The organism is Novosphingobium sp. BL-A-28-Hi1-0D (assembly GCF_055521755.1).
The window spans coordinates 2,029,352-2,053,179 of the sequence record NZ_CM145502.1; the positions used below are offsets into that span (position 1 = coordinate 2,029,352).

The 23,828-nt window shown below is 63.9% G+C and carries 24 protein-coding genes, 1 tRNA gene and 1 pseudogene; 13 read left to right on the top strand and 13 right to left on the bottom strand.

Features of this window, described 5'->3' with window-relative positions; genetic code table 11:
* Nucleotides 1-19: 19 nt before the first annotated feature.
* Nucleotides 20-1,312, top strand: a complete 1,293-nt coding sequence (locus ACZ1JW_RS09935) for an HD-GYP domain-containing protein (protein WP_465140450.1) — start codon at nt 20-22, stop codon at nt 1,310-1,312.
* Here ACZ1JW_RS09935 and rimO read toward each other — a convergent pair.
* The gene (gene rimO / locus ACZ1JW_RS09940) at nt 1,309-2,715 is read right to left on the bottom strand and encodes a 30S ribosomal protein S12 methylthiotransferase RimO (RefSeq protein WP_465140451.1); all 1,407 of its coding nucleotides are present in this window, start codon (nt 2,713-2,715) and stop codon (nt 1,309-1,311) included. The genes ACZ1JW_RS09935 and rimO overlap by 4 nt on opposite strands.
* An 88-nt stretch (nt 2,716-2,803) precedes the next feature.
* Here rimO and ACZ1JW_RS09945 point away from each other — a divergent pair, with 88 nt between their 5' ends.
* Entirely contained in the window at nt 2,804-3,232 is a 429-nt protein-coding gene (locus tag ACZ1JW_RS09945) for a DUF1761 domain-containing protein (RefSeq protein WP_246415479.1), read from the top strand.
* Between the two features lie 10 nt (nt 3,233-3,242).
* Here ACZ1JW_RS09945 and ACZ1JW_RS09950 read toward each other — a convergent pair whose 3' ends face one another.
* The 4 genes from ACZ1JW_RS09950 to ACZ1JW_RS09965 all read right to left on the bottom strand — a co-directional run bounded on the left by ACZ1JW_RS09950 (nt 3,243) and on the right by ACZ1JW_RS09965 (nt 6,307).
* Nucleotides 3,243-4,004, bottom strand: coding sequence for a peptidoglycan DD-metalloendopeptidase family protein (locus ACZ1JW_RS09950; protein WP_465123724.1), 762 nt, complete (start codon nt 4,002-4,004; stop codon nt 3,243-3,245).
* Nucleotides 4,004-5,284, bottom strand: coding sequence for a serine--tRNA ligase (gene serS / locus ACZ1JW_RS09955; RefSeq protein ID WP_465123723.1), 1,281 nt, complete (start codon nt 5,282-5,284; stop codon nt 4,004-4,006). The genes ACZ1JW_RS09950 and serS overlap by 1 nt, the downstream gene beginning before the upstream one ends.
* 42 nt (nt 5,285-5,326) lie before the next feature.
* Nucleotides 5,327-5,518 carry a YgaP family membrane protein gene (locus ACZ1JW_RS09960; protein ID WP_465123722.1) on the bottom strand — a complete coding sequence of 64 codons (192 nt, stop codon included), beginning with the start codon at nt 5,516-5,518 and terminating at the stop codon, nt 5,327-5,329.
* Nucleotides 5,519-5,611: 93 nt separating this feature from the next.
* Nucleotides 5,612-6,307 (bottom strand): Crp/Fnr family transcriptional regulator, encoded by a 696-nt coding sequence (locus ACZ1JW_RS09965; protein WP_465140452.1) that lies wholly within the window; start codon nt 6,305-6,307, stop codon nt 5,612-5,614.
* A gap of 86 nt (nt 6,308-6,393) precedes the next feature.
* Between ACZ1JW_RS09965 and ACZ1JW_RS09970 the strand changes: the two genes are divergently transcribed.
* Nucleotides 6,394-7,164, top strand: a complete 771-nt coding sequence (locus tag ACZ1JW_RS09970; protein WP_465140453.1) for a class II aldolase/adducin family protein — start codon at nt 6,394-6,396, stop codon at nt 7,162-7,164.
* 41 nt (nt 7,165-7,205) lie between these two features.
* Here ACZ1JW_RS09970 and ACZ1JW_RS09975 read toward each other — a convergent pair.
* Nucleotides 7,206-7,280 (bottom strand) — tRNA-Val (locus ACZ1JW_RS09975).
* 99 nt (nt 7,281-7,379) lie between these two features.
* Between ACZ1JW_RS09975 and ACZ1JW_RS09980 the strand changes: the two genes are divergently transcribed.
* A complete protein-coding gene (locus ACZ1JW_RS09980) occupies nt 7,380-7,703 on the top strand; it encodes a DUF3297 family protein (protein WP_465140454.1) in 324 nt (107 codons plus the stop codon).
* Between the two features lie 115 nt (nt 7,704-7,818).
* On the opposite strand, the gene ACZ1JW_RS09985 is transcribed toward ACZ1JW_RS09980, so the two are convergent.
* Complete coding sequence (locus ACZ1JW_RS09985) at nt 7,819-8,715, bottom strand: LysR family transcriptional regulator (RefSeq protein WP_465140455.1); 897 nt, start codon at nt 8,713-8,715, stop codon at nt 7,819-7,821.
* Between the two features lie 106 nt (nt 8,716-8,821).
* Between ACZ1JW_RS09985 and ACZ1JW_RS09990 the strand changes: the two genes are divergently transcribed.
* The 7 genes from ACZ1JW_RS09990 to mmsB all read left to right on the top strand — a co-directional run bounded on the left by ACZ1JW_RS09990 (nt 8,822) and on the right by mmsB (nt 15,146).
* Nucleotides 8,822-10,318: a CoA-acylating methylmalonate-semialdehyde dehydrogenase gene (locus ACZ1JW_RS09990; protein WP_465140456.1), complete on the top strand. Its 1,497-nt coding sequence runs from the start codon at nt 8,822-8,824 to the stop codon at nt 10,316-10,318.
* 77 nt (nt 10,319-10,395) lie between these two features.
* Nucleotides 10,396-10,887: a hypothetical protein gene (locus ACZ1JW_RS09995; RefSeq protein WP_465140457.1), complete on the top strand. Its 492-nt coding sequence runs from the start codon at nt 10,396-10,398 to the stop codon at nt 10,885-10,887.
* 11 nt (nt 10,888-10,898) lie between these two features.
* Nucleotides 10,899-11,198 (top strand): I78 family peptidase inhibitor, encoded by a 300-nt coding sequence (locus tag ACZ1JW_RS10000; protein ID WP_465140458.1) that lies wholly within the window; start codon nt 10,899-10,901, stop codon nt 11,196-11,198.
* A gap of 85 nt (nt 11,199-11,283) precedes the next feature.
* Entirely contained in the window at nt 11,284-12,426 is a 1,143-nt protein-coding gene (locus tag ACZ1JW_RS10005) for an acyl-CoA dehydrogenase family protein (RefSeq protein WP_465140459.1), read from the top strand.
* The gene (locus ACZ1JW_RS10010; protein WP_465140460.1) at nt 12,423-13,493 is read left to right on the top strand and encodes an enoyl-CoA hydratase/isomerase family protein; all 1,071 of its coding nucleotides are present in this window, start codon (nt 12,423-12,425) and stop codon (nt 13,491-13,493) included. The genes ACZ1JW_RS10005 and ACZ1JW_RS10010 overlap by 4 nt, the downstream gene beginning before the upstream one ends.
* Nucleotides 13,490-14,272 (top strand): enoyl-CoA hydratase-related protein, encoded by a 783-nt coding sequence (locus tag ACZ1JW_RS10015; protein WP_465140461.1) that lies wholly within the window; start codon nt 13,490-13,492, stop codon nt 14,270-14,272. The genes ACZ1JW_RS10010 and ACZ1JW_RS10015 overlap by 4 nt, the downstream gene beginning before the upstream one ends.
* 4 nt (nt 14,273-14,276) lie before the next feature.
* Nucleotides 14,277-15,146 (top strand): 3-hydroxyisobutyrate dehydrogenase, encoded by an 870-nt coding sequence (mmsB, locus tag ACZ1JW_RS10020; protein ID WP_465140462.1) that lies wholly within the window; start codon nt 14,277-14,279, stop codon nt 15,144-15,146.
* Between the two features lie 109 nt (nt 15,147-15,255).
* Here the strand turns inward: mmsB and ACZ1JW_RS10025 are convergent, their stop codons facing one another.
* The gene (locus ACZ1JW_RS10025) at nt 15,256-16,044 is read right to left on the bottom strand and encodes a CHAP domain-containing protein (RefSeq protein WP_465140463.1); all 789 of its coding nucleotides are present in this window, start codon (nt 16,042-16,044) and stop codon (nt 15,256-15,258) included.
* Nucleotides 16,045-16,169: 125 nt separating this feature from the next.
* Here ACZ1JW_RS10025 and der point away from each other — a divergent pair, with 125 nt between their 5' ends.
* Together der and ACZ1JW_RS10035 are read left to right on the top strand one after the other, a co-directional pair.
* Nucleotides 16,170-17,552 (top strand): ribosome biogenesis GTPase Der, encoded by a 1,383-nt coding sequence (gene der / locus ACZ1JW_RS10030; protein WP_465140464.1) that lies wholly within the window; start codon nt 16,170-16,172, stop codon nt 17,550-17,552.
* A gap of 17 nt (nt 17,553-17,569) precedes the next feature.
* Entirely contained in the window at nt 17,570-17,998 is a 429-nt protein-coding gene (locus tag ACZ1JW_RS10035) for a DUF983 domain-containing protein (protein WP_465140465.1), read from the top strand.
* A 295-nt stretch (nt 17,999-18,293) separates the two neighbouring features.
* Here ACZ1JW_RS10035 and ACZ1JW_RS10040 read toward each other — a convergent pair whose 3' ends face one another.
* From ACZ1JW_RS10040 to ACZ1JW_RS10060, 5 genes and pseudogenes are all read right to left on the bottom strand, one after another.
* Nucleotides 18,294-18,770, bottom strand: a complete 477-nt coding sequence (locus tag ACZ1JW_RS10040) for a hypothetical protein (protein WP_465140466.1) — start codon at nt 18,768-18,770, stop codon at nt 18,294-18,296.
* A gap of 84 nt (nt 18,771-18,854) precedes the next feature.
* Complete coding sequence (locus tag ACZ1JW_RS10045) at nt 18,855-19,595, bottom strand: hypothetical protein (protein ID WP_465140467.1); 741 nt, start codon at nt 19,593-19,595, stop codon at nt 18,855-18,857.
* A gap of 172 nt (nt 19,596-19,767) precedes the next feature.
* Nucleotides 19,768-20,943 carry an acetyl-CoA C-acyltransferase gene (locus tag ACZ1JW_RS10050; RefSeq protein WP_465140468.1) on the bottom strand — a complete coding sequence of 392 codons (1,176 nt, stop codon included), beginning with the start codon at nt 20,941-20,943 and terminating at the stop codon, nt 19,768-19,770.
* 3 nt (nt 20,944-20,946) lie between these two features.
* The gene (locus tag ACZ1JW_RS10055; protein ID WP_465140469.1) at nt 20,947-22,539 is read right to left on the bottom strand and encodes a class I adenylate-forming enzyme family protein; all 1,593 of its coding nucleotides are present in this window, start codon (nt 22,537-22,539) and stop codon (nt 20,947-20,949) included.
* A 13-nt stretch (nt 22,540-22,552) separates the two neighbouring features.
* Nucleotides 22,553-23,797: pseudogene (locus ACZ1JW_RS10060) on the bottom strand (3-hydroxyacyl-CoA dehydrogenase); the annotation flags it as partial.
* Nucleotides 23,798-23,828 lie beyond the last annotated feature (31 nt).

Genomic DNA, 23,828 nt, shown 5'->3' on the forward strand with positions numbered 1-23,828 from the left:
TCACTCGAACGGGCAAGCCATGCTGAAGCGTATTTCTACCGGTGAAATCGAACTCGGGATGTTCATCCACAAGCTGGAAGGGAGCTGGTTCAAGCATCCCTTCTGGAAGCGGCGCTTCCTGCTTGATGATCCGGCCATGCTCGAAATCCTGCGCGACAGTGCGGTGGACGGGGTGGTCATCGATACCAGCCGGGGAAAGTCTGCGGGCGATTTGCCCGATCGAGCCGCACAGATCATCTCCGGGCCTCGCAATGCCGGTGAGCCCGCGCCAGTTCCATTTCTTGCCAGACGGCCGGAAGTGGCGCCGGTCCCGCAACGCGCAGGTTTCGCCCGCCCACCCGCCGCAATGCCTGTTGCCCGAGAGTTCGGCCGTGCCAAACGTGCTGCCGGGGATGCACTTCGGGTCGTCAGCAAAGCGTTCATCCAGGTGCGTTTGGGCAAGGCCATTCGCACACATGATGTCGAGCCGGTGATCGATGCGGTCTATGCTTCGGTCCAGCGCAACCTCTATGCCTTCAATGGCCTGCTGCGCTGCCAGACCGACAACGAACCGGTCTATCGCCACTCGCTTGCCGTGAGCGCACTGATGATCGCCTTGGCCAAGCATATGAGGATGTCCCCTATCGACATCCGCGATGCCGGAATGGCAGGATTGTTGATGGATGTCGGGGTAGGGCAGATGCCAGTCGATCTGACGTCGGTTGGTGGCGACTATACCTTGTTGCGTCCCGATTTGCGGGAACAGCACGTCGTGCTGGGGTATTCCTTCCTCAAGGCGGCGGGCGACATTCCCCCGCAAGTGCTGCGCGTCATTCTGCATCATCATGAACGGCTCGACGGCAGCGGCTATCCGCAAGGGATCGGCGGTGCGGAGATCGACACGCTGAGCCGCATGGCGGCGATCTGCGACGTCTACGATTCCCGAATCGCATGCGGCGATGCAGAAGGCAGGCTCGACCCGGCCGAAGTCATCCGCGAACTTCGCGGCCAGCCCGAAAAGTTCGATCCGGACATCCTGGAGCGCTTCGTCGAGACGGTGGGCGTCTATCCGATCGGCTCGTTTGTCCGTCTGAGGTCTGACCGGCTGGCGATGGTGGTCGATGAGGACCCTGCCGATGCCGCGCTTCCGACCGTGCGCACCTTCTGGTCGATCCCGTTAGGCAAACGGCTCAAGGGCGAGACAGTCGCTCTGGCGCACTGCTACGGCGACGACGCCATCGAGGGCATTGCCGACCTCTCGGGCCTCGACTTGCCGGATGTCGGCAAGCTGCGCGAGACCCTGTTCGCCACGGCCTGCAAGGAGGCCTGTTAGCCTTCGATCACGCCATAGAGGTCGTGTGCATCCGCATCCTCGACCAGCACTTGCGCAAAGTCGCCGGCTTTCAGCGATGCAGGAACGTTGCGCAGATAGACCGCGCCGTCGATCTCGGGCGCGTCTGCCTGTGACCGGGCCGTCGCGCCGATATCGCCGTCCTCGTCGGGCTCGCCTACCTCGTCGATGATCACCTTGATCGTCCGGCCGACCTTGGCGGCAAGCTTTGCCGCGCTGATCGCCTCGGTCTTCTCCATCAGGCGGGCGTAGCGCTCTTCCTTGACCGCTTCAGGCACCGGGTTGGGCAGATCATTGGCAGCGGCCCCCGCCACCGGCTCGAAGCGGAACCCGCCGACGCGATCCAGTTGCGCTTCCTCGAGCCATTCGAGCAGGTATTCGAAATCGGCCTCGGTCTCGCCGGGGAAGCCGACCACGAAGCTCGAACGGATGGTGATGTCCGGGCACACTTCGCGCCATGCCTTGATCCGGTCCAGCACCTTGGCCTCGTTGGCCGGGCGCTTCATCGCGCGCAGCACGCTGGGGCTGGCGTGCTGGAACGGAATGTCGAGATAGGGCGTCACCAGCCCTTCGGCCATGAGGGGGATCACGGCATCGACGTGGGGGTAGGGATAGACGTAGTGCAGGCGCACCCACGGCGTCTCGCCTTCCGGCGTGCGCAGCTTGCCCAGTTCGCGGGCAAGATCGGTCATGTGGGTGCGGACCGGCTGGCCCTTCCACATCCGCTCTTCATGCCGCACGTCCACGCCATAGGCCGAGGTGTCCTGGCTGATCACCAGCAGTTCCTTGGTGCCTCCCGCCACCAGCTTCTCGGCCTCGCGCAGCACGGCATCGATCCGGCGGCTGGCAAGCTTTCCGCGCAGGCTCGGGATGATGCAGAAGGCGCAGGCGTGGTTGCAGCCTTCTGAAATCTTGAGGTAGCCATAGTGGCGCGGGGTCAGTTTGACGTCGCCCGGTTCGGCCTGCGGGATCAGGTCGATGTACGGCCCCATGCTCGGCGGAGCGGCTTCGTGCACGGCCTCGACCACCGCTTCGTACTGATGCGCACCTGTCACCGCGAGGACCTGGGGGAACTTGGCGCGGATCGCGTCGGCTTCGTTGCCCATGCAGCCGGTCACGATCACGCGGCCATTCTCGGCAATCGCCTCGCCAATTGCGGCAAGGCTTTCCTCCTTGGCGGAATCGAGAAAGCCGCAAGTGTTGACCAGCACCACGTCGGCGCCTGCATAGTCGGCGCTCATGGCATAGCCATCGGCGCGCAGGCGGGTGAGGATGCGTTCCGAATCCACCAGCGCCTTGGGACAGCCGAGGCTGACCATGCCGACCTTGGGGGCTTCGGGAATCTCGAGAGGGGGAGTCTGGGTTGCCATTATGGCGCGGCCCATAGGCTAAAATGCACGCCGCGTCACCTGTGGCGGGAGTGGCGTTGCAATGCGTCGGTCAGGGGCGTAGCAACAGATCTGCAGCGGGGGCTTGGAAAAGAAGGAAAAGATGGGCCCGGTCAACTGGATAGGCGTCATTGTTGCAACTCTGGTTGCGCTGGGTTTCTCCACCTTGTGGTACGGGCCGCTGTTCGGTCGTGCGCGTCTGGAGGAAGTCGGCCCCGGCAAATTGGGCATTCGCCGCTCGCCCGGACGCACGGCCGCGATCACCGCAGCGCTCCTGCTGATCACCGCAACGATGATGGGCCACATGTTCGCCCGCGTCGGCGAAGCGACACTGGATGTGAAGTGGTGGCTCTACTTCATGATGTCTGGAGGCCTCGCCATCGCCTTCGTGATTCCGTCGCTGTGGATCAGCTACAGCCAGCAGCGCATCAGCACGCGGCTGGCGCTGATCGATGGCGGCTTCTGGCTCTTCGCCTACCTGTCGATGGGTCTCGCCTTCTTCCTGCTCGGCTGAACAAGGCGCTTCAGAGTCGCGGTGGCAGGTACAATTCAGGATCGCGCGGAACGTTGTTGCGGCGCAGTTCGAAGTGGACCGTCGGCCGCTTCGCCTCGCCGCTCTTGCCGACCAGTGCGATGCGCTCCCCGGCAATGACCTTCTGGCCTTCCTTGACCGTCATCGTGCCGAGATAGGCATAGGCGGTGACGAAGCCGCCACCATGGTCGATCAGGATCAGCTGGCCGAAGCGCTCCGGTTCCTTTCCGGCATAGAGCACGGTGCCGGTGGCAGCGGCGCGGACCTTCTGGCCGGGGTGTGCAATGAGGTCGATCCCGTTTGACGGTATGCCCGATACCCGGTCGCGGAAGTGGCTGACGATGGCACCCGCCGTAGGCCATTGCAGCCGCGGTGCATCGGATTCGCGCGGCGCAATCGCGGGGCGCGGCGGAGGGGCCGGGCGCAGGGTCGGGGCAGGGCGGGGCACGGCCTTTGGCGTTTCGACCGGCGTTGTCGGCGTAGCGCTCGCTCGCGGCTTGGGCGTGCCGGGCAATGGCGTACCGGACAATTCGGGCCTTTTCAGCACCTGGCCGATGCGGATCACGTAAGGGCTGGGAATTCCGTTCGCTTCACCCAACGACGCGATGTCCACGCCCCAGCGCCGTGCGATGTCAGAGAACGTATCGCCCGCCTGCACGGTGTAGCTCCACGCCACGATCGGCGGGCGCGACGTGCCTTGCGCACAAAGCGGCGCGGCGGCCAGCAGCGCCAGCGCGGCCGCGATCCGCTTCATCAAGCCGGCGGCATCAGGCGTGTCAGCCCGCCCATGTAGGGGTGCAGCACTTCAGGCACGTCCACCGATCCGTCCTCCTGCTGGTAGTTTTCCAAGACTGCCACCAGCGTGCGGCCCACGGCAAGGCCCGAACCATTAAGAGTATGAACGAACTCGGTGCCTTTTGCGCCTTCCGGGCGATAGCGTGCGTTCATCCGCCGTGCCTGAAAATCGCCGCAGTTGGAGCAAGACGAGATCTCGCGATAAGCACCCTGTCCGGGCAGCCAGACTTCAAGGTCGTAAGTCTTGCGCGCGGTAAAGCCCATGTCGCCGGTGCACAGCAGCACCTTGCGATAGGGCAGGCCCAGCGCCTGCAGCACGCCCTCGGCACAGGCGGTCATCCGCTCATGCTCGGCTTCCGAGTCTTCGGGCCGCGTGATCGAGACCAGTTCTACCTTCTCGAACTGGTGCTGGCGAATGAACCCGCGCGTATCGCGCCCGGCTGCGCCCGCCTCCGAACGGAAGCATGGGGTGAGGGCCGTCATGCGCAAGGGCAGTTGCGCTTCGCCCAAGATCTGTCCCTGCACGGCGTTGGTCAGGCTCACTTCGGCGGTGGGGATCATCCAGCGCCCGTCAGTGGTCTTGAACAGGTCTTCCGAGAACTTGGGCAACTGCCCCGTCCCGAACACCGCCTCGTCCTTGACCAGCAGCGGCGGGATGCATTCGAGGTAGCCGTTCTCGCCGGTCTGCCGGTCCAGCATGAACTGAGCCAGCGCGCGGTGCAGGCGCGCCATGCCGCCCTTGAGGAAGGTGAACCGCGCGCCTGCAATCAGCGCCCCCGTCTCGAAATCGAGGCCGAGAACTGGGCCAAGATCGGCGTGTTCCTTGGGCGTGAAGGCAAACTCGCGCGGGGTGCCCCAGCGCAGCACTTCGGCATTCTCGCTCTCGTCCGCGCCGTCGGGCACGTCTGCAGCAGGCGCATTGGGATAGGCGCTGAGCGCTGCATTCTGCTGCGCAGTAAGCTGCCGCTCTTCCTCTTCAAGCGAAGGCAGTTCCACCTTCAGCGCTGCGACTTCTGCTTTCAGGGCTTCGGCGGTGTCCGTGTCGCCCTTGCCCATGGCCGCACCGATGGCCTTCGACGCCTCGTTGCGGCGAGCCTGTACCTCCTGCATCCGCGTCGCGATCTCGCGGCGGCGCGCATCGAGCGCAAGGATCGATTCAGCCGCAGGCTCCACGCCCCGGCGGGCAAGGGCAGCGTCAAAAGCGGCGGGGTTTTCGCGGATCAGGCGGATATCATGCATGGGCCGCGCTATGCCGCCTCGACCCGCGAGTGGCAAGCGGGCTTACTTGCGGGGGCAGGTATTGAGCCCGATCAGCGAATAAAGCGGGCACGTTCGCAACAGGCCGGTCAGCAGCGGCACGATCCCGATCCATCCCAGCGGCGTCTGCGGTCCCACGAAGACGAGCGCAATCAGCACGAGGCCGACAACGATGCGAAGCACGCGGTCTATTCCGCCGACATTGGTATTGAACATGGGTCTGGTCCCTTCTGGTGAACAAGACCACCATACCCCCTTATATTAGAACTTCCTTGATTTCGCGCAAACCATCATCGATCTTTGCAAATGTCAGCTCTCGATCACCTGCTTCAGCCGCTCAAGATCGATCACGCGGATGCGTCCATAGAGAACGTCGATGATCCCATCGCGCTCCAGCGCCGACAGGTGACCGTTGACCGACTTGCGCGTCAGTCCGGTCATCTCGCCCAGCAGTTCCTGACTTAGGCGGATCGTCATGTCGGCTGGACCTGCAAAGCCCTGGGCTTCGGCTGCTGCGACAAGCCGCGCTGCTATGCGCTGGCGGGGCCCAAGGCAGATCGCCTCGGCTGCCATGCGCAGAACCCGGCTGACGTTGGCATACGTGAAATCGGCAATAGCCCGCCAGACTTCGGGATGCACGGCGGCCACGCGCTCGATTGCGGTCTCGGTCAGCTCCAGCAGAACGGCTGGCTCAACGCATACGGCGGTGACGAGGCGCGGGCCGCCGCTGAAGCGCGTGGCGTGGCCCAGCACCGATCCCGGCGTGACAAGGCCGATCATCACTTCGCGATCGCCGGGCGCAGCACAGTAGGAATGGAGCAGGCCACTGATCACCACGAAAAGCCCGCCGCGTTCGTCACCCTCGCCTTGCGCCCATTCGCCTGTGGCGAGCGGAACCAGTCGGCCTTCGCCTACCAGACGCTCGGCAAGACCCGCAGGGTAGCGCTGCAGCCAACTGGCGCTTCCGATCACGCGCAGGGCTTTATCGCGGTCGTTGGATTTCATCGATCAAATGTAACGCAAGTGACAGTGTGGAGGCAATGACGGGTTTATCTCCACTCCCGGAAGCAGGCAAAGGCAGGAACAGACAGATGGAATTCGACAGGAACCGCATTCCCACCATGGCGGAACTGGCTCCCAACCCCGGACGGCGTCCGCTGCTGCCGCCACTCTCCGCGCCGCAGGAGCTGGCGCTGCTCTGCCGCACCCTGCACCGCGAAGGCTATGACGACCATATCGCCGGGCACATCACACTTGCGCAGGATGATGGCACGTTCCTCGTCAACCCGTGGGAACTGGCGTGGGACGAACTGACTGCATCGGACATCATCCGCGTCGACGGACAAGGCAAAGTGGTCGAAGGCGCATGGAACGTCACCCCTGCCATCGGTCTCCATCTGGCCGTGCACCAGCGCCGCCACGATTTGCGGGTGGTGATCCACAACCATTCGCGCTGGGGCTCGGTATGGTCCGCTTCGGGCCGGATTCCGCCGGTCTATGACCAGACTTCGGGTCATGTCGACGAGGACCCGCGCCTCTATGACGAATACGCGGGCACGGTTGACGGTGCGGAAGAAGCGCAGGCTGCTGCGGAGGCTCTGGGCGATGGCAAATGGGCGCTGCTCAAGAATCACGGCGTGTTTGTCGTCGCAAAGGATGTGCGGCAGGCGCACTTGCGGGCCATCACGCTGGAACACCGTTGCCGCCTTGCCTGGCACGTCGAGGTGCTGGGTTCGGGGCAGCCGATCATCAACGACGACAGCCTGCGCATCGCCCGCATGTCCGACCCGCTGGGAATGCCGTTCCTGTGGGAAGCCATGGCGCGGCGCGAGATCAGGCTGGACCCGGCGGTGCTCGACTGAACCGGATACAGAAAAGCCCGCGAGTGTTCGCGGGCTGTTTCTGGTGGGCGCGACAGGGATTGAACCTGTGACCCCACCCGTGTGAAGGGTGTGCTCTACCGCTGAGCTACGCGCCCGTCAGAGAAGGCCAGCGATGTGGCCGCTTGACAGGGGCGCGCCTCTACGACGGCGTGCTTCGATTGACAAGTGGGGCAATCAAGATATTTGCGCTGGCCATGACCGAAGAAACCACCTCGCCAGAAGCCACGCCCGAAACCGCACCTGTCGCCTCGGGTCCGGACGTGCCGCCTGATCGCCTCGCGATCAATCCGCGGAGCCCATACTTCGATGCGGACAAACTGCGCCGTGGCGTCGGCATCCGCTTCAAGGGCGTGGTCCGCAACAACGTCGAGGAATACTCGATTTCCGAAGGCTGGGTGCGCGTTCAGGCCGGCAAGAGCATGGACCGCAAGGGCAATCCGCTGACGATCAAGCTCAACGGCCCGGTCGAGGCATGGTACGAAGACCTCGGCGAAGACGCGCCGGTCGCGAAGATCTGACCCGACGATTTGCTGCGTCCCCGCGAAGGCGGGGACCTCGGTGGTCTTACGGAGCTTTGGTGTAAATCGACGGAGACCCCCGCCTTCGCGGGGGCGCATTGTTTCGTTTGTGGAATTATCGCGGCAACAATCGCCCGCGCTCCCTAGCTACCAGCGCGGTCAGCCACTCCTTGAAAGCCCGTACGCGCGCGAGGTTGTGCGTGTCCTTGTGCGTCACCAGCCAGAATGAGCGGGTGATGCGCTGATCCGGGAGTACCGGGACCAGCCACTTGTCCGAATCACCGATAAAGCAGGGCAGGACGCCGATTCCTGCCCCTGCCGCGATCATGCGGTGCTGCGCGATGATCGACGACGAGCGCAGGTTGGCGGTCAGATCCGGTTCGATTTCAGCAAGATAGCGCAGTTCCGGGGCATAGAGTAGATCCGGGATGTAACCGACGAGGCGGTGTCCCTGCGCGAGTTCAGCAGGTTTTTCCGGCAGGCCCTTCTGCGAAAGGTAGCCGCGCGTGGCGTATAGGCGCAGCGAGTAGTCCGAGAGCTTGCCCGCAATCACTGGACCCGCACGCGGGCGCGAAAGCGTCACCGCGAGGTCGGCTTCGCGCTTGGAAGGGCTTAGAAATCCCGACGATGCTACGAGGTCGACCATCAGGCGCGGGTTGGATTCGACGAAGCCGCGCAGGGCGGGGGCAACAATCCAACTCCCGAACCCTTCGGACAGACTCACCCGCAAGTTACCCGCAACTCCCCCCCCACTCAGGGCATGCTCGGCGATGCGGCTGGCGGCCTGATCCATCGCCTCGACCTCGGCCAGCATCTCCTCGCCAGCTTCGGTCAGCACCTGCCCCTCGCGCGTCTGCTCGAACAAGGTCGCCCCAACGCGAGTCTCGAGACGGCGCAGGCGGCGACCAATCGTCGTCGCGTCAACGCCCATGGCGGCGGCGGCGCGGGCGAGTTGTCCGGCTCGTGCCACGGCGAGGAATGCCTGAAAGTCGTTCCAGTCGCTCGATTGCATGAGATCACCTGCAAAAATGCAGGCCCATGTCGCATATTCACTTGTTGCCTGCAATCCGTCATCGGCGCATCACGCAACCCAAGTTTTTGGCGAAAGAGGATTCCCCATGCGTCTCGTAGACCATTTCATCGTCGGCGGCCCCGGCGGCGCGCCTGCCCGCAAGGGCCAGATCTTCGATCCGAACAACGGCGGCGTGCAGGCCGAAGTCGCTCTCGGCACCGCAGAGACGCTCGAGCGTGCAGTGCAGGCCGCGCTCAAGGCCCAGCCCGCCTGGGCTGCGACCAACCCGCAGCGCCGCGCCCGCGTGATGTTCCGCTTCAAGGAACTGGTCGAGGCCAACATGGACAGCCTCGCCCACATGCTCTCGTCCGAGCACGGCAAGGTGATTGCCGACTCCAAGGGCGACATCCAGCGCGGCCTTGAAGTGGTCGAGTTCGCCTGCGGCATCCCGCACGTGCTGAAGGGCGAGTACACCCACGGCGCAGGTCCGGGCATCGACGTCTATTCAACCCGCCAGCCCATCGGCATCGGCGCGGGCATCACGCCCTTCAACTTCCCCGGCATGATCCCGCTGTGGATGAGCGCAGTTGCCATCGCCACCGGCAATGCCTTCATCATCAAGCCTTCCGAGCGTGATCCTTCGGTACCGGTGCGTCTGGCCGAACTGTTCATCGAAGCAGGCCTGCCCGAAGGCATCTGCCAGGTCGTCCATGGCGACAAGGAAATGGTCGACGCGATCCTCGATCACCCGGCCATCGGCGCGATCAGCTTCGTCGGCTCGTCTGACATCGCGCACTACGTCTACAACCGCGGCGTTGCTGCCGGTAAGCGCGTGCAGGCGATGGGCGGAGCCAAGAACCACGGTGTGGTCATGCCTGACGCCGATCTCGATCAGGTGGTCAACGATCTGTGCGGCGCGGCCTTCGGCTCGGCTGGCGAACGCTGCATGGCACTGCCAGTTGTGGTCCCCGTCGGCCATGACACCGCAGAGCGTCTGCGCGCCAAGCTGATCCCGGCGATCCATGCGCTCAAGGTCGGCATCTCCACCGATCCCGAAGCGCATTATGGTCCTGTCGTGACCCAGGCGCACAAGGAGAAGGTCGAAGGCTGGATCGGCAAGTGCATCGAGGAAGGCGGCGAACTCGTTGTCGACGGTCGTGGCTTCACCTTGCAGGGCCACGAGAATGGCTTCTTCGTCGGCCCGACGCTGATCGACCATGTCACGCCCGACATGGACAGCTATCACAACGAGATCTTCGGCCCCGTGCTGCAGATCGTGCGTGCCGAGAACTTCGAGCAGGCGCTCGAACTGCCGAGCAAGCACCAGTACGGTAATGGCGTGGCGATCTTCACACGCAACGGCCATGCCGCGCGTGAGTTTGCCGCCCGCGTCAACGTCGGCATGGTCGGCATCAACGTGCCGATCCCGGTGCCGGTGGCCTACCACACCTTCGGCGGCTGGAAGCGCTCGGCCTTTGGTGACACCAACCAGCACGGCATGGAAGGCGTGAAGTTCTGGACCAAGGTCAAGACTGTCACGCAGCGCTGGCCGGATGGCTCGCCTGATGGCGGCAACGCCTTCGTCATCCCGACGATGGGCTGAGGCCCGGTCCGCTTGAGGAAAGGAATGCTCCGGTGCGCGTTGGTTATGCCATCTGCAACAGCACCGGAGTTTTCCCGATGAAGCGTCTCGTCCTTCCCCTTCTTGCCCTGCCGCTGGCATTGGCCGCTTGCTCGAAGCCATCGCCCGAGCCGAGCGAAGCTGCGACCCCGAGCCTTGCGCCGGTGGTGAGTGCGAGCGAAGCCATGGCGCCGCCAGCCTCTTCGGAGGCAAGCGAAGCCGCGCTGGTTGCAGGTGCCGCGTTCCCCCCTGCCATGCGCGGCAAGTGGGGCATGAACGCGGCTGACTGCAACCCGACCCGCGGGGACGACAAGGGTGCGATCACCGTTGGCGAGAAGTCGGTAAAGTTCTACGAATCGGTCGCAGATCTGGGCACGGCCAAGATCGCCACGGCCACCGAAGTTCGCGCTGTCTTCGACTATGAAGGCGAGGGCATGAAGTGGCAGCGCGAAGCGAGCTACCAGCTCGAAGATGGCGGAAAGACGCTGGTGCTGACCGAATATGGCGCCGACGCCCCCGAAGGCCCGCGCCGCCACAGCCGGTGCAAGTGACGGAGCGGGCTATGAAACTGCCGGCTCTTGCCATTGTCGCCTTGCTCGGTGCTTCCGCTTGCACGCAAGGCACCCCGCCACCGGAGAACCTGCCTGCCATGCCTGAAGGCTCCTGCAATGCCGACGCAGTCCAGTCGCATGTCGGCCACAAGGCCAGTGCAGCGAGCGGTGCCGAACTTCTGCGCCTTAGCGGAGCCCGCACCTTGCGTTGGGTTCCGCCGCGCAGCGCCGTGACGATGGACTATCGGGCCGACCGGCTGACTGTGGCTTATGACGATGACTACACGATCGTCCGCATTTCCTGCGGATAGGTCTGGACAGCATGGGCGGTGGACAATATCCGCCGCTCATGTCGAATTTAAGGGCGCGGTTAACGCTGCGTGACGGGAAGAGAAGATGACCGACCAGTTCTCACTGACCGAAGACCAGATTGCCATCCAGGACATGGCGCGACGCTTCACCGCTGATGCGATCACGCCGTTTGCCGCGCAATGGGACGAGGACCACACCTTCCCGCGCGAGACGATCAAGGCGGCGGCAGAGCTAGGTTTCGCCGCGATCTACGTCAGCGAGGAATCGGGCGGCATCGGCCTTGGCCGTCTGGAAGCCGCGCTGATCATGGAAGCCATGGCCTATGGCTGCCCCGCGACGAGCGCGTTCATCTCGATCCACAACATGGCGGCGTGGATGATCGACACATTCGGTGGTGAGGAGATCAAGGGCCGCTACCTTCCCGATCTCGTCACCATGGACAAGATTGCAAGCTACTGTCTGACCGAGCCTGGCTCGGGTTCGGACGCGGCTGCGCTGAAGACCACGGCTCGTCTCGATGGCGACCATTACGTCGTCAACGGCACCAAGCAGTTCATCTCGGGTGGTGGCGTGAACGACATCTACGTCACCATGGTCCGAACCGGCGACGACGGCGCGCGGGGCATCTCGTGCCTCGTGATCGACAAGGACATGGAGGGCGTCAGCTTCGGCGCGCCGGAGCGCAAGCTCGGCTGGAACGCCTCGCCCACCGCGCAGGTGATCTTCGACAACGTGCGCGTGCCGGTTGCCAACCGGGTCGGGGCCGAAGGCGATGGCTTCAAGTTCGCGATGGCCGGGCTGGATGGCGGTCGCCTCAACATCGGTGCCTGCTCGCTCGGCGGTGCGCAGCGCTGCCTCGATGAAGCGGTGCAGTACGTCAAGGATCGCAAGCAGTTCGGCAAGGCGATTGCCGAGTTCCAGAACACCCAGTTCGTGCTGGCCGATATGGCGACCGATCTGGAATCCGCCCGCGCCCTGCTTTACATGGCAGCCGCCAAGGTCACGTCGGGGGCGCCCGACAAGACCCGCTTCTCGGCTATGGCCAAGAAGCTGGCGACCGACAACGGCTCCTCGATCGTCGACCGCGCGCTGCAGATGTTCGGCGGTTACGGCTACTTGCGTGACTATCCGATCGAGCGTTTCTGGCGCGATCTTCGCGTTCATCGCATTCTTGAGGGCACCAACGAAGTCATGCGCATGATCGTGGGAAGGGACCTGCTCAAGTGACCGACGAAGTCCTCGCAACGCGGAATGGTGCTGCAGGCATCCTCTCGCTCAATCGTCCCAAGGCCATCCATGCGCTGACGCTCGACATGGTCCACGCCCTGACCGCTTCGCTGCTCGAATGGCGCGGGGACGATGGCGTGGACATCGTCATTCTGGACCATCAGGTCGCAGCCGATGGCGATCCCAAGCTTTCGCGAGGCTTCTGTGCGGGCGGCGATATCGCCTTCCTGCGCAATTCGGCACTGAACGATGGCGGCACGTCGGGGCGCAAGTTCTTCCACGACGAGTACCAGCTCAACCATCTGCTGATGACCTACGGCAAGCCGGTCGTGGCTTTCATGGATGGCATTACCATGGGCGGCGGCGTGGGTCTGGCAGGCCCGGCCTCCTACCGGGTCGCGACCGAGAACACCAAGCTCGCCATGCCAGAAACCGGCATCGGGCTGTTTCCCGATGTAGGCGGTGGCTGGTTCCTGTCGCGCCTCAAGGGACGTCTCGGCCAGTACCTTGCCTTGACCGGCGCGCGGCTGGATGGTGCGGAATGCCTCTGGGCGGGGCTTGCGACGCATTATCTGCCCGCTGCCAATCTGGCTGAGGCCAAGGCGCGCATCGCCGCCGATCCCGCTTCGATCCCGGCGATCCTGCGCGAACTTTCGGCGGTTCCGCCCGAGCCGAAAATCGCCGCCCATGCCGCCGAGATCGAGCGCCTGTTCGCCTCCAACCGCTACGAGGACATCCTCGCCGCGCTGGAGGCCGACGGCTCGGACTTTGCGCGCGAGACGCTCAAGACCCTGCACACCAAGAGCCCGCAGACCTGCAAGGTCGCCCTGCGTCAGCTCGCCACGAGCCTGACTCTGCCGGACTTTGCGGCCAACATGGCGATGGAATATCGTGTGGGCGCCAAGGTTCTGGTCCTGCCGGATTTCGCCGAGGGCGTTCGCGCGGTGATCGTGGACAAGGACCACGCACCGAAGTGGAATCCCGCGACGCCGGAGGGCGTGACCGACGATCTTCTCGATGCCATCTTCGCGCCGCTGGGCGCTGCTGACGAATGGAAACCGCTATGAGCTTTGAAACGATCCTCGTCGAACAGAAGGGTGCCGTCACCCTCATCACGCTTAACCGCCCGCAGGCTTTGAACGCGCTCAATTCTCAGGTTCTGGCCGAGCTGATCGAAGCCTTCGCAGCTTTCGAAGCCGACGCTTCGCAGCGTTGTGCCGTGCTCACCGGTTCGGGCGAGAAGGCCTTTGCCGCAGGGGCCGACATCAAGGAAATGTCCGACAAGCCAGCTGCCGATTTCTACAACGAGGACTTCTTCTCGAAGTGGACCAGCCACTTGGTCAAGACCACACGCAAGCCGTGGATCGCTGCGGTGAACGGCTTTGCGCTTGGCGGCGGTTGCGAACTTGCGATGATGGCGGATTTCATCATTGCGTCTGACAACGCCAAGTTTGGCCAGCCGGAGATCAAGCTCGGCGTTGCCCCTGGCATGGGTGGTTCGCAGCGCCTGACCCGCGCCGTGGGCAAGGCCAAGGCGATGGACATGTGCCTGACCGGCCGCATGATGGACGCGGCCGAAGCCGAGCGTTCGGGCCTTGTCACCCGTGTCGTGCCGCTGGCAGACCTGCTTGCCGATGCGCTCAAGACCGCAGAAGCCATTGCTGCGATGCCGCCGATGGCTGCTGTCGCCAACAAGGAAATGGTCAACGCCGCGTTCGAGACCACGCTCGACCAGGGCCTGCTGTTCGAACGCCGCGTGTTCCAGATCCTCACCGCCAGCGAGGACAAGGCCGAAGGCATGAAGGCCTTCATCGAAAAGCGCCCCGGCGTGTGGAAGGGGCGGTAAGACCATGAAGATCGCATTCATCGGCCTCGGCAATATGGGCGGCGGCATGGCCGCAAACCTCGTCAAGGTGGGCCACGACGTCCACGCGTTCGACCTTGCCGAAGCGGCGCTCCAACGCGCCAAGGAAAACGGCTGCACCACCTACACTTCGGTAAAGGAAGCGGTGCAGGGTGCTGATGCTGTCGTTTCGATGCTGCCAAACGGAGCCATCGTGAAGTCGGTCTATGCCGCTGATGTGATCGGCCATGCGCCGAGTTCGGCCCTGCTGCTAGATTGTTCGACCATCGACGTCGCCACTGCGCGTGAGGTCGCTTCGGCGGCTGACGCAGCGGGTTATGCCATGGTCGATGCACCGGTTTCGGGCGGGATCGCGGCGGCCAATGGCGGCACGCTGACCTTCATGGTCGGCGGTTCGGACGAGGCTTTCGCCCGCGCCGAACCGATCCTTGCCGCGATGGGCAAGGCGGTGATCCATGCAGGCGCGAGCGGGGCAGGGCAGGCGGCCAAGATCTGCAACAACATGCTCCTTGGGGCCTCGATGGTCGCCACGTGCGAGACTTTCGCCATGGCCGAAAAGCTCGGGCTGGACCTCCAGACCTTCTACGACATCTCGTCCAAGGCCTCTGGCCAGTGCTGGTCGATGACCTCGTACTGCCCGGTACCCGGAGTCGGCCCGCAGAGCCCGGCCGACAATGGCTATCAAGGCGGCTTTGCCACTGCGCTGATGCTCAAGGACCTCAAGCTTGCCATGGCCGCCGCCAAGGACGCCGGTGCCGATGTTCCGATGGGCCAGCGCGCCGAAGAGCTATATTCGGCCTTTGCCGATGCTGGCAATGCGGGTCTCGACTTCTCTGCGATCATCAAGTCGCTTTAAGCAAACAGCCCTGCGCCCCCGCGAAGGCGGGGGCCTCGGTTTTGTTACAGAACGGCAGCATAAAACGACTGGGGTCCCCGCCTGCGCGGGGACGCGAGTAGCGCGACAATCAGCGAGTCTTTGCCGCGATGATCCGCCCTATGGGGTCGTTCACAAGCGAGGTCACAGCTTGTGCGGGACGCGTGGAGACAGGCTTGGGCGTCTCGTACTTGTAGGCCAGTTCCCGCCGCACCGGTGACGCTTTCACCGCCACTTCGGGCCTGATCCCCTTGAGGAAGTCCGCACCAATCGTTGACCTCGGCGCTTCAACGGCCTTGGGCTTGCTCGCCGAAGCCAGAACGGTCAGCCGCTCGCGCTTGCCGGGCTTTTCCGGATAGATGAACCCGTTCACCGGCCATGCCGTCGTGCCGAGGTTGCCGATCGGTGCGTACCAGACGCGAACTTCGGACCAGTCGTTCGCTTCCGAAACATCGACCGCGCGCACGTTGTCCTCGATCTGACCGCGCCGTCCGTCAATTGGGGACCAGTTGGCGTGGCGCAGCAGGACGGTGCGCGAATCGATCACCCGGCTGACAGCGGCGACATGGCCGAGTTCCATCCGGCCGTGCGGTGCAAAGCTCATCACCGCACCAACCTTCGGCCTGTGGCCGCGTGCATAGCGGCCTTCAGCCTGGTCCCACCAGGTTAACGCGTCGCCATAAATGTTGATGCCGCTGACCTCGCGTGCATAGGGCACGCATTGGAGGTAGGGGAGCGAGCCATCGGTACCGCCGAAATCCGGCGCACTGGCCGAAAAACCACGCTCTCCGCGCGCTTCTGGCATGTCCACGGCTTCCGCCATGGCCGTGCCGCAAGGCAGGGCGGCGACCAGCGCCACAATGATCCTGATCCCTCTCATCGCACTTACGATTAGAAATTTCAGGTAAATTTCATATGGGTGCATTTGGTTAACGGCAGGATAAACAAAGGCTATACGCCACGCCCGCCCTTGCCTTTCGGCGCACAAACAGCCACGGGAGGCCCATGCGCCCTCAGGTCATCATTATCGGACGCCCGAACGTCGGCAAATCGACGCTGTTCAACCGCCTTGTCGGCAAGAAGCTGGCATTGGTGGATGATCAGCCCGGCGTCACGCGTGACCGTCGCTTTGGCGATGCGACGCTGCTCGGGCTTGATTTCACCATCGTCGACACCGCAGGCTGGGAAGATCTCGATCCCGAAACGCTGCCGGGCCGCATGCGCCAGCAGACCGAAGCCTCGCTCGTCGGCGCAGATGTCGCGCTGTTCGTGATCGATGCGCGCGCGGGCGTCACCCCGCTCGACGAGGAAATCGCCCGCTACTTGCGTTCGAGCCGCGTGCCGATCGTGCTCATGGCCAACAAGGCCGAGGGCCGTCAAGGCGATCCGGGCATCTATGACGCTTTCGCGCTAGGCTTTGGCGAACCCGTGGCCTTCTCCGCCGAACACGGGCAGGGCCTTGCCGACCTGTTCGAAGCCCTGCGCCCGCATCTCGAACCCAAGCAGGTTGAGGTGGACGAAGACGCCGAAGTTGAAGGCGACGAGGAGGAGTTCGATCCCGAATCCGTCCTCAAGCTTGCCATCGTTGGCCGTCCGAACGCGGGCAAGTCCACGCTGATCAACCGCCTGCTGGGCGAAAACCGCCTGCTCACCGGCCCGGAAGCTGGCATCACCCGCGATTCCATTGCCGTCGACTGGCAGTGGTTCGATCCCGAGCGCGAGGGCTATCGCCCCGTCCGCCTGATCGACACGGCGGGGATGCGCAAGAAGTCCAACGTGACCGAGAAGCTGGAAAAGATGTCGGTCGCTGATGCGCGCCACGCCATCGATTTCGCCGAAGTCGTCGTGCTCATGCTCGATGCCACGCGCGGGCTTGAACATCAGGATCTCAAGATCGCCTCGATGGTGCTCGAAGAGGGCCGTGCGCTGATGATCGCGATCAACAAGTGGGACGTGGCCGAAGACCCTTCGGGCCTGTTCCAGGGCGTGCGCAAGGCGCTGGACGATGGCCTCGCGCAAGTGCGCGGCGTGCCGCTGCTCGCCATCTCGGGTCGCACCGGCAAGGGCCTCGACGATCTGCTCAAGGCCGCGTTCGAAATCCGTGCCGCCTGGTCCAAGCGCGTGGCCACCGCCGCGCTCAACCGCTGGTTCGACGATGCGCTGGCTGCCAACCCGCCGCCCGCACCCGGCGGCCGCCGCATCAAGCTGCGCTACATCACACAGGCCAAGACGCGCCCGCCCGGCTTCATCCTGTTCGGCACCCGGCTTGAGCAGTTGCCCGAAAGCTACCGCCGCTACCTGATCAATAGCATCCGCCGCGAACTGGGTTTCGAGGCCGTGCCGATCCGCATGACGCTGCGCAGCCCCAAGAACCCCTTCGCGAAGTAGCCCCCGAAGGTAAGACAATGCCCACCGGAGCCCTGCCTCTCGACCGCACCACGCTCCCCCAAGGGCTTGGCGCGGCGCTGTGGCGCGGCATTCGGGGCAAGTGCCCGCGCTGCGGCGGCACCCACCTGTTCGCGCGCTTCCTCAAGCCTGTCGAGCGCTGCCGCCTGTGCGGCCAGAACTGGACGCTCCACGCGGCCGACGATTTTCCGCCCTACATCTCGATCCTGCTGACCGGCCACATCATGGCCCCGGTGATCATCGAACTGGGCCTGCACACGGGTCTGCCGGGCTGGACGATGATGCTGATCGTGGCGGTGATGGCTCTGGTGCTGCTGATTGGCCTACTGCAACCCGCCAAGGGCGGCGTGATCGCGCTGCAATGGTGGCTGGGGCTGCAGGGCTTTGCTGGGCGGGCTGGGAAGGTTGAGGCGGATGCAACTACCTGATCCTCCCTGTTTTCGCGAAGCGCAAACGGGGAGGTGGCAGCGCGAAGCGCTGACGGAGGGGTAGCGGCCCCTCCACCACCCGCTTTGCGGGCGGTTCCGCCCCCCGTTTGTCCTTCGGAAAAACAGGGAGGATCAAATTCCTACCCTGACTAATTCCATCGTCACCCCGGGCGAAGACCCGGGGTCCCGCTTTTCCCTGTTAGCGCACCGCCAGAAGAAGCGGGACCCCGGATCAAGTCCGGGGTGACGGTGTAGTGTAAGAACTACCTATCGGCTGTCGCCACCTGCCGTCCGGCTAGATGTCCAAAGACAAGTTTTCCACGGTACGATCTTCCCGGATGCGGAATCTGCCCCCGCCATATCCTGACCCGCTCCCGCCAGTATCAACATCATAGATCACGCCAACGATTAGGGGCTTTGCCTCGACACCTATCGTACTTCCGTCGGAATAAACAAATGGGCGCCCTTCCAGTTGTTGCCCATACCGGATGGGAAACCGATTCGGGCAATCGCGTGTGTCGAAGTCTTTCCACCAAAAGACACCGTTACGAACCAGTTTTTCGTCATCTCTGGGGTCCAGTGCAGCCCGCGCAGTTTCGCCAGTTGTAGCCTGAACATGAATACTGGTGATGTAGTTCGCTTGCCGCTTTGAATCTGGATCCACGATGAAAGCGATCTTACCATTAAGGACTATTACTTTCAGGTCATAAATATACGAGCAACCTGACAAGGACAATGCCGCGAGAGCCGCAATTGCGTTTTGAATTCGCATTGTGCCTCTTTGAAGCATCAATGAGGCCAGTGCAATGGCGTCCGATGCAGTTAAGTAGCGCTTCCACAAAAGCAAAAGGCCCCCTCACAAAAAGTTGTTCGGCCAGATCATCGTCCGCCACATGTGCGCCGTGGGGGAGCCATCAAAGCCCAGCCCTTCCTCTGGCTCACGGAAGTTCCTTGTGATCACGCCTTCCAGTTCCTCGGGCTCCACCACCGGGAAGTCGTCGAAGAAGTAGGTGTCGTAAAGCGTTACCTGCCGCGCGGTCATGTACCATTCGTGGCCGCGCGCGTATTCGGCGTCGCGCAGCAGGTATTCGGGCACCTGATAGTCCGGCCCGAAGAACTTGTGGTAGCTGTCGGGATAGGCATAGCCGACGCTTTCGTCCGCCACATAGCGCAGCGCCTGATGGTACTTCACCGCGAAAGCCACTTCCGGATCGACATAGGGTACGATCAGTTGCGCGCTCCAGTAGCCGTGATCGCAGCGGATCAGGCAGCCGTTGGAAATGTCGTGGAGCAGGCAGGCGAGCACGGCCTTCTCGGGCAGTCCATCGTCCAGCGCGCGCTTGGCGCTGACCAGCAGGTGGCGCACGGTGATGTCGCCAAAGCGGTGGCGGAAGAAATCGAGCAGGCGTGGCCGCTCGGGCATGCGGGGCAGGGCGGGATTGTCGCCCATCATGAACACCGTTTTCGGGTTCAGCAGCTTGAGCAGTTCGGCTTCGTTGTCGACGAAGTCGGTGCCCTTCCAGCCCACCGGCGAAGGGTAGATCAGCCTTTCGCGCCCGGCTTGCGGCCAGGGGCGTTCCATCTCGTTGTCGTTCATGGGGTGAGGGTAGGCGGGGTGGTGTTTGTGGGCAAGCGTTGGAAGCTGACCCGCTGCGCGGGTGCCCACCCCCAACCCCTCCCGCCTGCGGGAGGGGAGAATTGGAAGCCGCCCTTTTCTTCCCCCCTCCCGCAAGCGGGAGGGGTCGGGGGTGGGCCTTCCGCCCCCTCAGTTACAGAACCTCGAACAGCCCCGCAGCACCCATGCCGCCGCCTACGCACATCGTGACGACGACATACTTCGCTCCCCGACGCTTGCCTTCGATCAGGGCGTGGCCGGTGCAGCGTGCGCCGGTCATGCCATAGGGGTGGCCGATGGAGATCGAACCACCGTTGACGTTGAGCAGTTCGTTGGGAATGCCCAGCTTGTCACGGCAATAGAGCACCTGCACGGCGAAAGCCTCGTTCAGTTCCCACAGGCCGATGTCGCCCATCTTAAGGCCGAAGCGCTGCAGCAGCTTGGGGATGGCGAAGACCGGGCCGATGCCCATTTCATCGGGCTCGGTGCCAGCCACCGCCATGCCGACATAACGGCCTAGCGGGGTGAGGCCCTTTTGCGCGGCAAGGGCGGCTTCCATCACGATCACGGCTGCCGAACCGTCCGAAAGCTGGCTGGCGTTGCCTGCGGTCACGATGCCGCCTTCGATCACCGGCTTCAGGCCCGCCAGGCTTTCCAGCGTGGTCGAGGGGCGGTTGCCTTCATCCTTGGTCAGGTGGACGTCCTGGAAAGTGATCTCGCCGGTTTCCTTGTTCTGGACGCCCATCGCGCTGTCCGTCGGCACGATCTCGTCATCGAACTTGCCTGCGGCTTGCGCGGCGGCGGTGCGCTGCTGCGATTGCAGCGCGTATTCGTCGCAAGCCTCACGGCTGATGCCATAACGCTGGCCGACGATCTCGGCGGTCTGCAGCATCGGCATGTAGATCGCCTTGTGCATAGCCATGAGGCTCTTGTCCGGGGCGACGCGCATGTCCTTGGTCTGGACGAGGCTGATCGATTCCTGACCGCCGGCGGCAACCACGTCCATGCGGTCGATGATAACCTGCTTGGCGGCGGTCGCGATGGTCATCAGGCCCGACGAGCACTGGCGGTCCATGCTCATGCCGGACGTGGTGATCGGCAGGCCTGCACGCAGGGCGACCTGTCGTGCGATGTTCCCGGCCTGCGCGCCCTGCTGCAGCGCTGCACCCCACAGCACATCGTCGACCTCGGCGGGGTCGATCCCGGCGCGGGCAACGGCGGCCTGTAGCGAGAGCGCACCGAGCGTCGCGCCCGGCGTCGCGTTGAAAGCACCCTTGTAAGCGCGCCCGATGGGGGTGCGGGCGGTCGATACGATTACGGCGTCACGCATGGCTCATGCTCCTGCTGAGGATGTTTTTTCGAGGGATGCGGCGGCGAGGATGGGGTTGCCGCCGAACTTGTCGCGCAACTCGCGCTTGAGGACCTTGCCGATCGGACTGCGGGGCAATTCGTCCACCACTTCGATCGCGGAAATCCGCTGCGTCTTGCCAAGGCGGCTGTTGGCTTCGGTGAGGATCGCCTTGGGATCGGCAGATGGATCGGCCAGTACCACCACAGCCAAAGGCGTTTCGCCCCACGCGTCAGAAGGCACGCCTACCACGGCGGCTTCCTTGACCGCGCTTTGCCGGGTCAGTTCAGCCTCGAGATCGCTTGGATAGATGTTGAACCCGCCCGAGATGATCATGTCCTTGGCCCGGTCCATCAGGATCAGGAAGCCGTCCTCGTCGAACTTGCCGACATCGCCGTGGCGGATGTAGCGGCGGCCTTCAGCGTCGTACCACTCGACCTCGCGGGTCTTGTCGGCCTTGTTGTGGTAGCCGTTCATCATGATCGGCGAATGGCCGACGATCTCGCCCACTTCGCCTTGCGGCAGCTCGTTGCCGTCTTCGTCGATGATCTTGATCACGTGGCCGGGGGAGGGTTGTCCAACCGTGTGCAGCTTGTCCGGGTGGAGATGCGCCAGCAGGATCGACGTTGCCCCGCCCTCGGTCATGCCATAGCCATCGGTCAGCCCACCCGGCCAGCGCTTCAGCACATCTGCCTTGAGCCACGCGGGGAAGGGTGCCGAGGTGCAGGACTTGAGCTTGTAGGACGACAGGTCGAAGCGGTCGAAGTCCGGCACTTCCATGATGCGGCGGTATTGCACCGGAACCAGCATGGCATGCGTCACCCGCTCGCGCTCGGACAGTTCGAGGAAGGTGCGCGCATCAAACTTGCGCATCAGCACGACCTTGCCGCCTGCGGTGAGCGCAGGAAGGAAGCTGACCAGCGTGGTGTTGGAATAGAGCGGGGTCGAACAGATGACCGCCGTATCGTCGCCATAGCCGCCGGGGATGGTGCGCCGGGCATATTCGTGGCGCATCTTGTGGCTCTGGACGATGCCCTTGGGCGCGCCGGTGGTGCCCGAGGAATAGATGATGTTGAACGGATCGCCGGGGGCAGGGGTGCGCTCTTCCGGCTTTGCGCCTGTATCTGCCATCCACGCGCTGAACGGCTCGCCCGCGTCGCTGTCATCCAGCGCGATGCGTTTGACCCCGGCGGGCAGGTCCAGTCCGGCCAGCCTGTCCGAGATATCCTTGTCCAGCAGCAGCACCCGACTGCCGCTGTCCTCGAGCATGGCAATGATCGTTTCCGGCGTCGCGGTCGAAGTCAGCGGCGCGGCGACTGCGCCCGCCCGGATCGCGCCGAGGAAGGCGAGTCCGGTCGTCACCGCATTCATGGCCGCGATGGCGACGGGTTCGTCCTTCTGCACGCCCTTGCGCTGGAGGGCGGTGGCGATGCGGTCGAGCAGGGCGTCCATTTCCGCCCAGCCGATGGTGCGGTATTCGTCAGCCAGCGCCACCGCATCGCCCCGCCTTGCGGCATGGGCGCGCAGAATGTCGCTCAGCGGCGTGAACTCGCTCTCGACGATATCCTCGATCCGCATCGCCCGTCTCCCGTCAGGCGTTGAACTTCTCGCCTGCAGCAGCCTTGCGCTCCAGCAGCGGCGCTACCGGGAGCCCGTGCTTCTTCAGGCCCGCGACGACGGTATCGAGACCGATATGGTCGGCCCAGAACATCGGCCCGCCGGTCCATGCCGGCCAGCCATAGCCGTTCAGCCACACGGTATCGATGTCGCTAGCCCGCTGCGAAATGCCTTCTTCAAGGATCAACGCGCCTTCGCTGATCATGGGATAGAGCAGGCGTTCGCGGATTTCGTCCTTGTCGATCGAACGCTGCTGCTTACCTTCCTTCGCAGCGAACTCTGCGATGATCCCTTTCACTTCATCCGAGGGCGTGCGCTGGCGGTTCTCGTCGTAGTCGTAGAAGCCCTTCTTGGTCTTCTGGCCCCAACGGCCCTTGGCGCAGAGTGCGTCGCGCACGGACTCGATGCGAGTGGGGTCGCGGTGCCAACCGATGTCGAGGCCTGCAAGGTCGGCCATCTGCCACGGTCCCATCGGGAAGCCGAACTCCAGCAGAGCCTCGTCCACGTCCCAGTAGTTCGCGCCTTCCATGATCAGCGCGTGGGCCTGCGCCTGACGGGGTGAGAGCATGCGATTGCCGATGAAGCCGTGGCAAACGCCCGAGACCACCGGCACTTTCCCGATCTTCACCGAAAGCGCCATCACCGTCGCCAACTGTGCCTTGCCGGTCGCCTTGCCGCGTACGACTTCGAGCAGCTTCATCACGTTGGCGGGCGAGAAGAAGTGCATGCCCAGCACCGATTCCGGCCGCGAGGTGACGGCGGCGATTTCGTCGATGTCGAGATAGCTGGTGTTCGAAGCGAGGATCGCGCCCGCCTTGGCCACCTTGTCGAGCCTGCCGAACACGTCCTTCTTCACGTCCATGCTCTCATAGACCGCCTCGATCACGAGGTCCGCCTCGGCCAGCGCGCCAAAGTCCAGCGTCGGCGTCAGACGGGCCATCGCAGCCTGTGCATCGGCTGCGTCCATCTTTCCGCGCTTGACGGTGTTCTCGTAGTTCTTGCCCATCGTGGCCACGCCGCGGTCGAGCGCTTCCTGCGTCATTTCCACGATGGTCACCGGAATGCCTGCGGTGAGGAAGTTCATGGTGATCCCGCCACCCATCGTGCCCGCGCCGATCACGCCAACGCGGTTGATGGGGAGCAGCTGCGTGTCAGCCGGGATGTCGTCGATGGTCGCCGCCAGCTTGCGGGCAGCGTCGATGTGCTCCTTGGCACCGGTAATGGGGTCGGACATCGCTTCTCTCCTCGAG

Bases quoted from the DNA above. Each gene is read 5' to 3' on its own strand.
- ACZ1JW_RS10000 (WP_465140458.1), top strand. From the start codon at position 10,899: ATGAAACTGCCGGCTCTTGCCATTGTCGCCTTGCTCGGTGCTTCCGCT.
- ACZ1JW_RS10025 (WP_465140463.1), bottom strand. From the start codon at position 16,044: ATGAGAGGGATCAGGATCATTGTGGCGCTGGTCGCCGCCCTGCCTTGC.
- ACZ1JW_RS09950 (WP_465123724.1), bottom strand. From the start codon at position 4,004: ATGAAGCGGATCGCGGCCGCGCTGGCGCTGCTGGCCGCCGCGCCGCTT.
- ACZ1JW_RS09965 (WP_465140452.1), bottom strand. From the start codon at position 6,307: ATGAAATCCAACGACCGCGATAAAGCCCTGCGCGTGATCGGAAGCGCC.
- ACZ1JW_RS10055 (WP_465140469.1), bottom strand. From the start codon at position 22,539: ATGCGGATCGAGGATATCGTCGAGAGCGAGTTCACGCCGCTGAGCGAC.
- ACZ1JW_RS09985 (WP_465140455.1), bottom strand. From the start codon at position 8,715: ATGCAATCGAGCGACTGGAACGACTTTCAGGCATTCCTCGCCGTGGCA.
- ACZ1JW_RS10035 (WP_465140465.1), top strand. From the start codon at position 17,570: ATGCCCACCGGAGCCCTGCCTCTCGACCGCACCACGCTCCCCCAAGGG.
- ACZ1JW_RS09995 (WP_465140457.1), top strand. From the start codon at position 10,396: ATGAAGCGTCTCGTCCTTCCCCTTCTTGCCCTGCCGCTGGCATTGGCC.
- rimO (WP_465140451.1), bottom strand. From the start codon at position 2,715: ATGGGCCGCGCCATAATGGCAACCCAGACTCCCCCTCTCGAGATTCCC.
- ACZ1JW_RS10005 (WP_465140459.1), top strand. From the start codon at position 11,284: ATGACCGACCAGTTCTCACTGACCGAAGACCAGATTGCCATCCAGGAC.
- mmsB (WP_465140462.1), top strand. From the start codon at position 14,277: ATGAAGATCGCATTCATCGGCCTCGGCAATATGGGCGGCGGCATGGCC.
- ACZ1JW_RS10045 (WP_465140467.1), bottom strand. From the start codon at position 19,595: ATGAACGACAACGAGATGGAACGCCCCTGGCCGCAAGCCGGGCGCGAA.
- ACZ1JW_RS09980 (WP_465140454.1), top strand. From the start codon at position 7,380: ATGACCGAAGAAACCACCTCGCCAGAAGCCACGCCCGAAACCGCACCT.
- ACZ1JW_RS10015 (WP_465140461.1), top strand. From the start codon at position 13,490: ATGAGCTTTGAAACGATCCTCGTCGAACAGAAGGGTGCCGTCACCCTC.
- ACZ1JW_RS10040 (WP_465140466.1), bottom strand. From the start codon at position 18,770: ATGCGAATTCAAAACGCAATTGCGGCTCTCGCGGCATTGTCCTTGTCA.
- ACZ1JW_RS09935 (WP_465140450.1), top strand. From the start codon at position 20: ATGCTGAAGCGTATTTCTACCGGTGAAATCGAACTCGGGATGTTCATC.
- der (WP_465140464.1), top strand. From the start codon at position 16,170: ATGCGCCCTCAGGTCATCATTATCGGACGCCCGAACGTCGGCAAATCG.
- ACZ1JW_RS09960 (WP_465123722.1), bottom strand. From the start codon at position 5,518: ATGTTCAATACCAATGTCGGCGGAATAGACCGCGTGCTTCGCATCGTT.
- serS (WP_465123723.1), bottom strand. From the start codon at position 5,284: ATGCATGATATCCGCCTGATCCGCGAAAACCCCGCCGCTTTTGACGCT.
- ACZ1JW_RS10050 (WP_465140468.1), bottom strand. From the start codon at position 20,943: ATGCGTGACGCCGTAATCGTATCGACCGCCCGCACCCCCATCGGGCGC.
- ACZ1JW_RS09990 (WP_465140456.1), top strand. From the start codon at position 8,822: ATGCGTCTCGTAGACCATTTCATCGTCGGCGGCCCCGGCGGCGCGCCT.
- ACZ1JW_RS09970 (WP_465140453.1), top strand. From the start codon at position 6,394: ATGGAATTCGACAGGAACCGCATTCCCACCATGGCGGAACTGGCTCCC.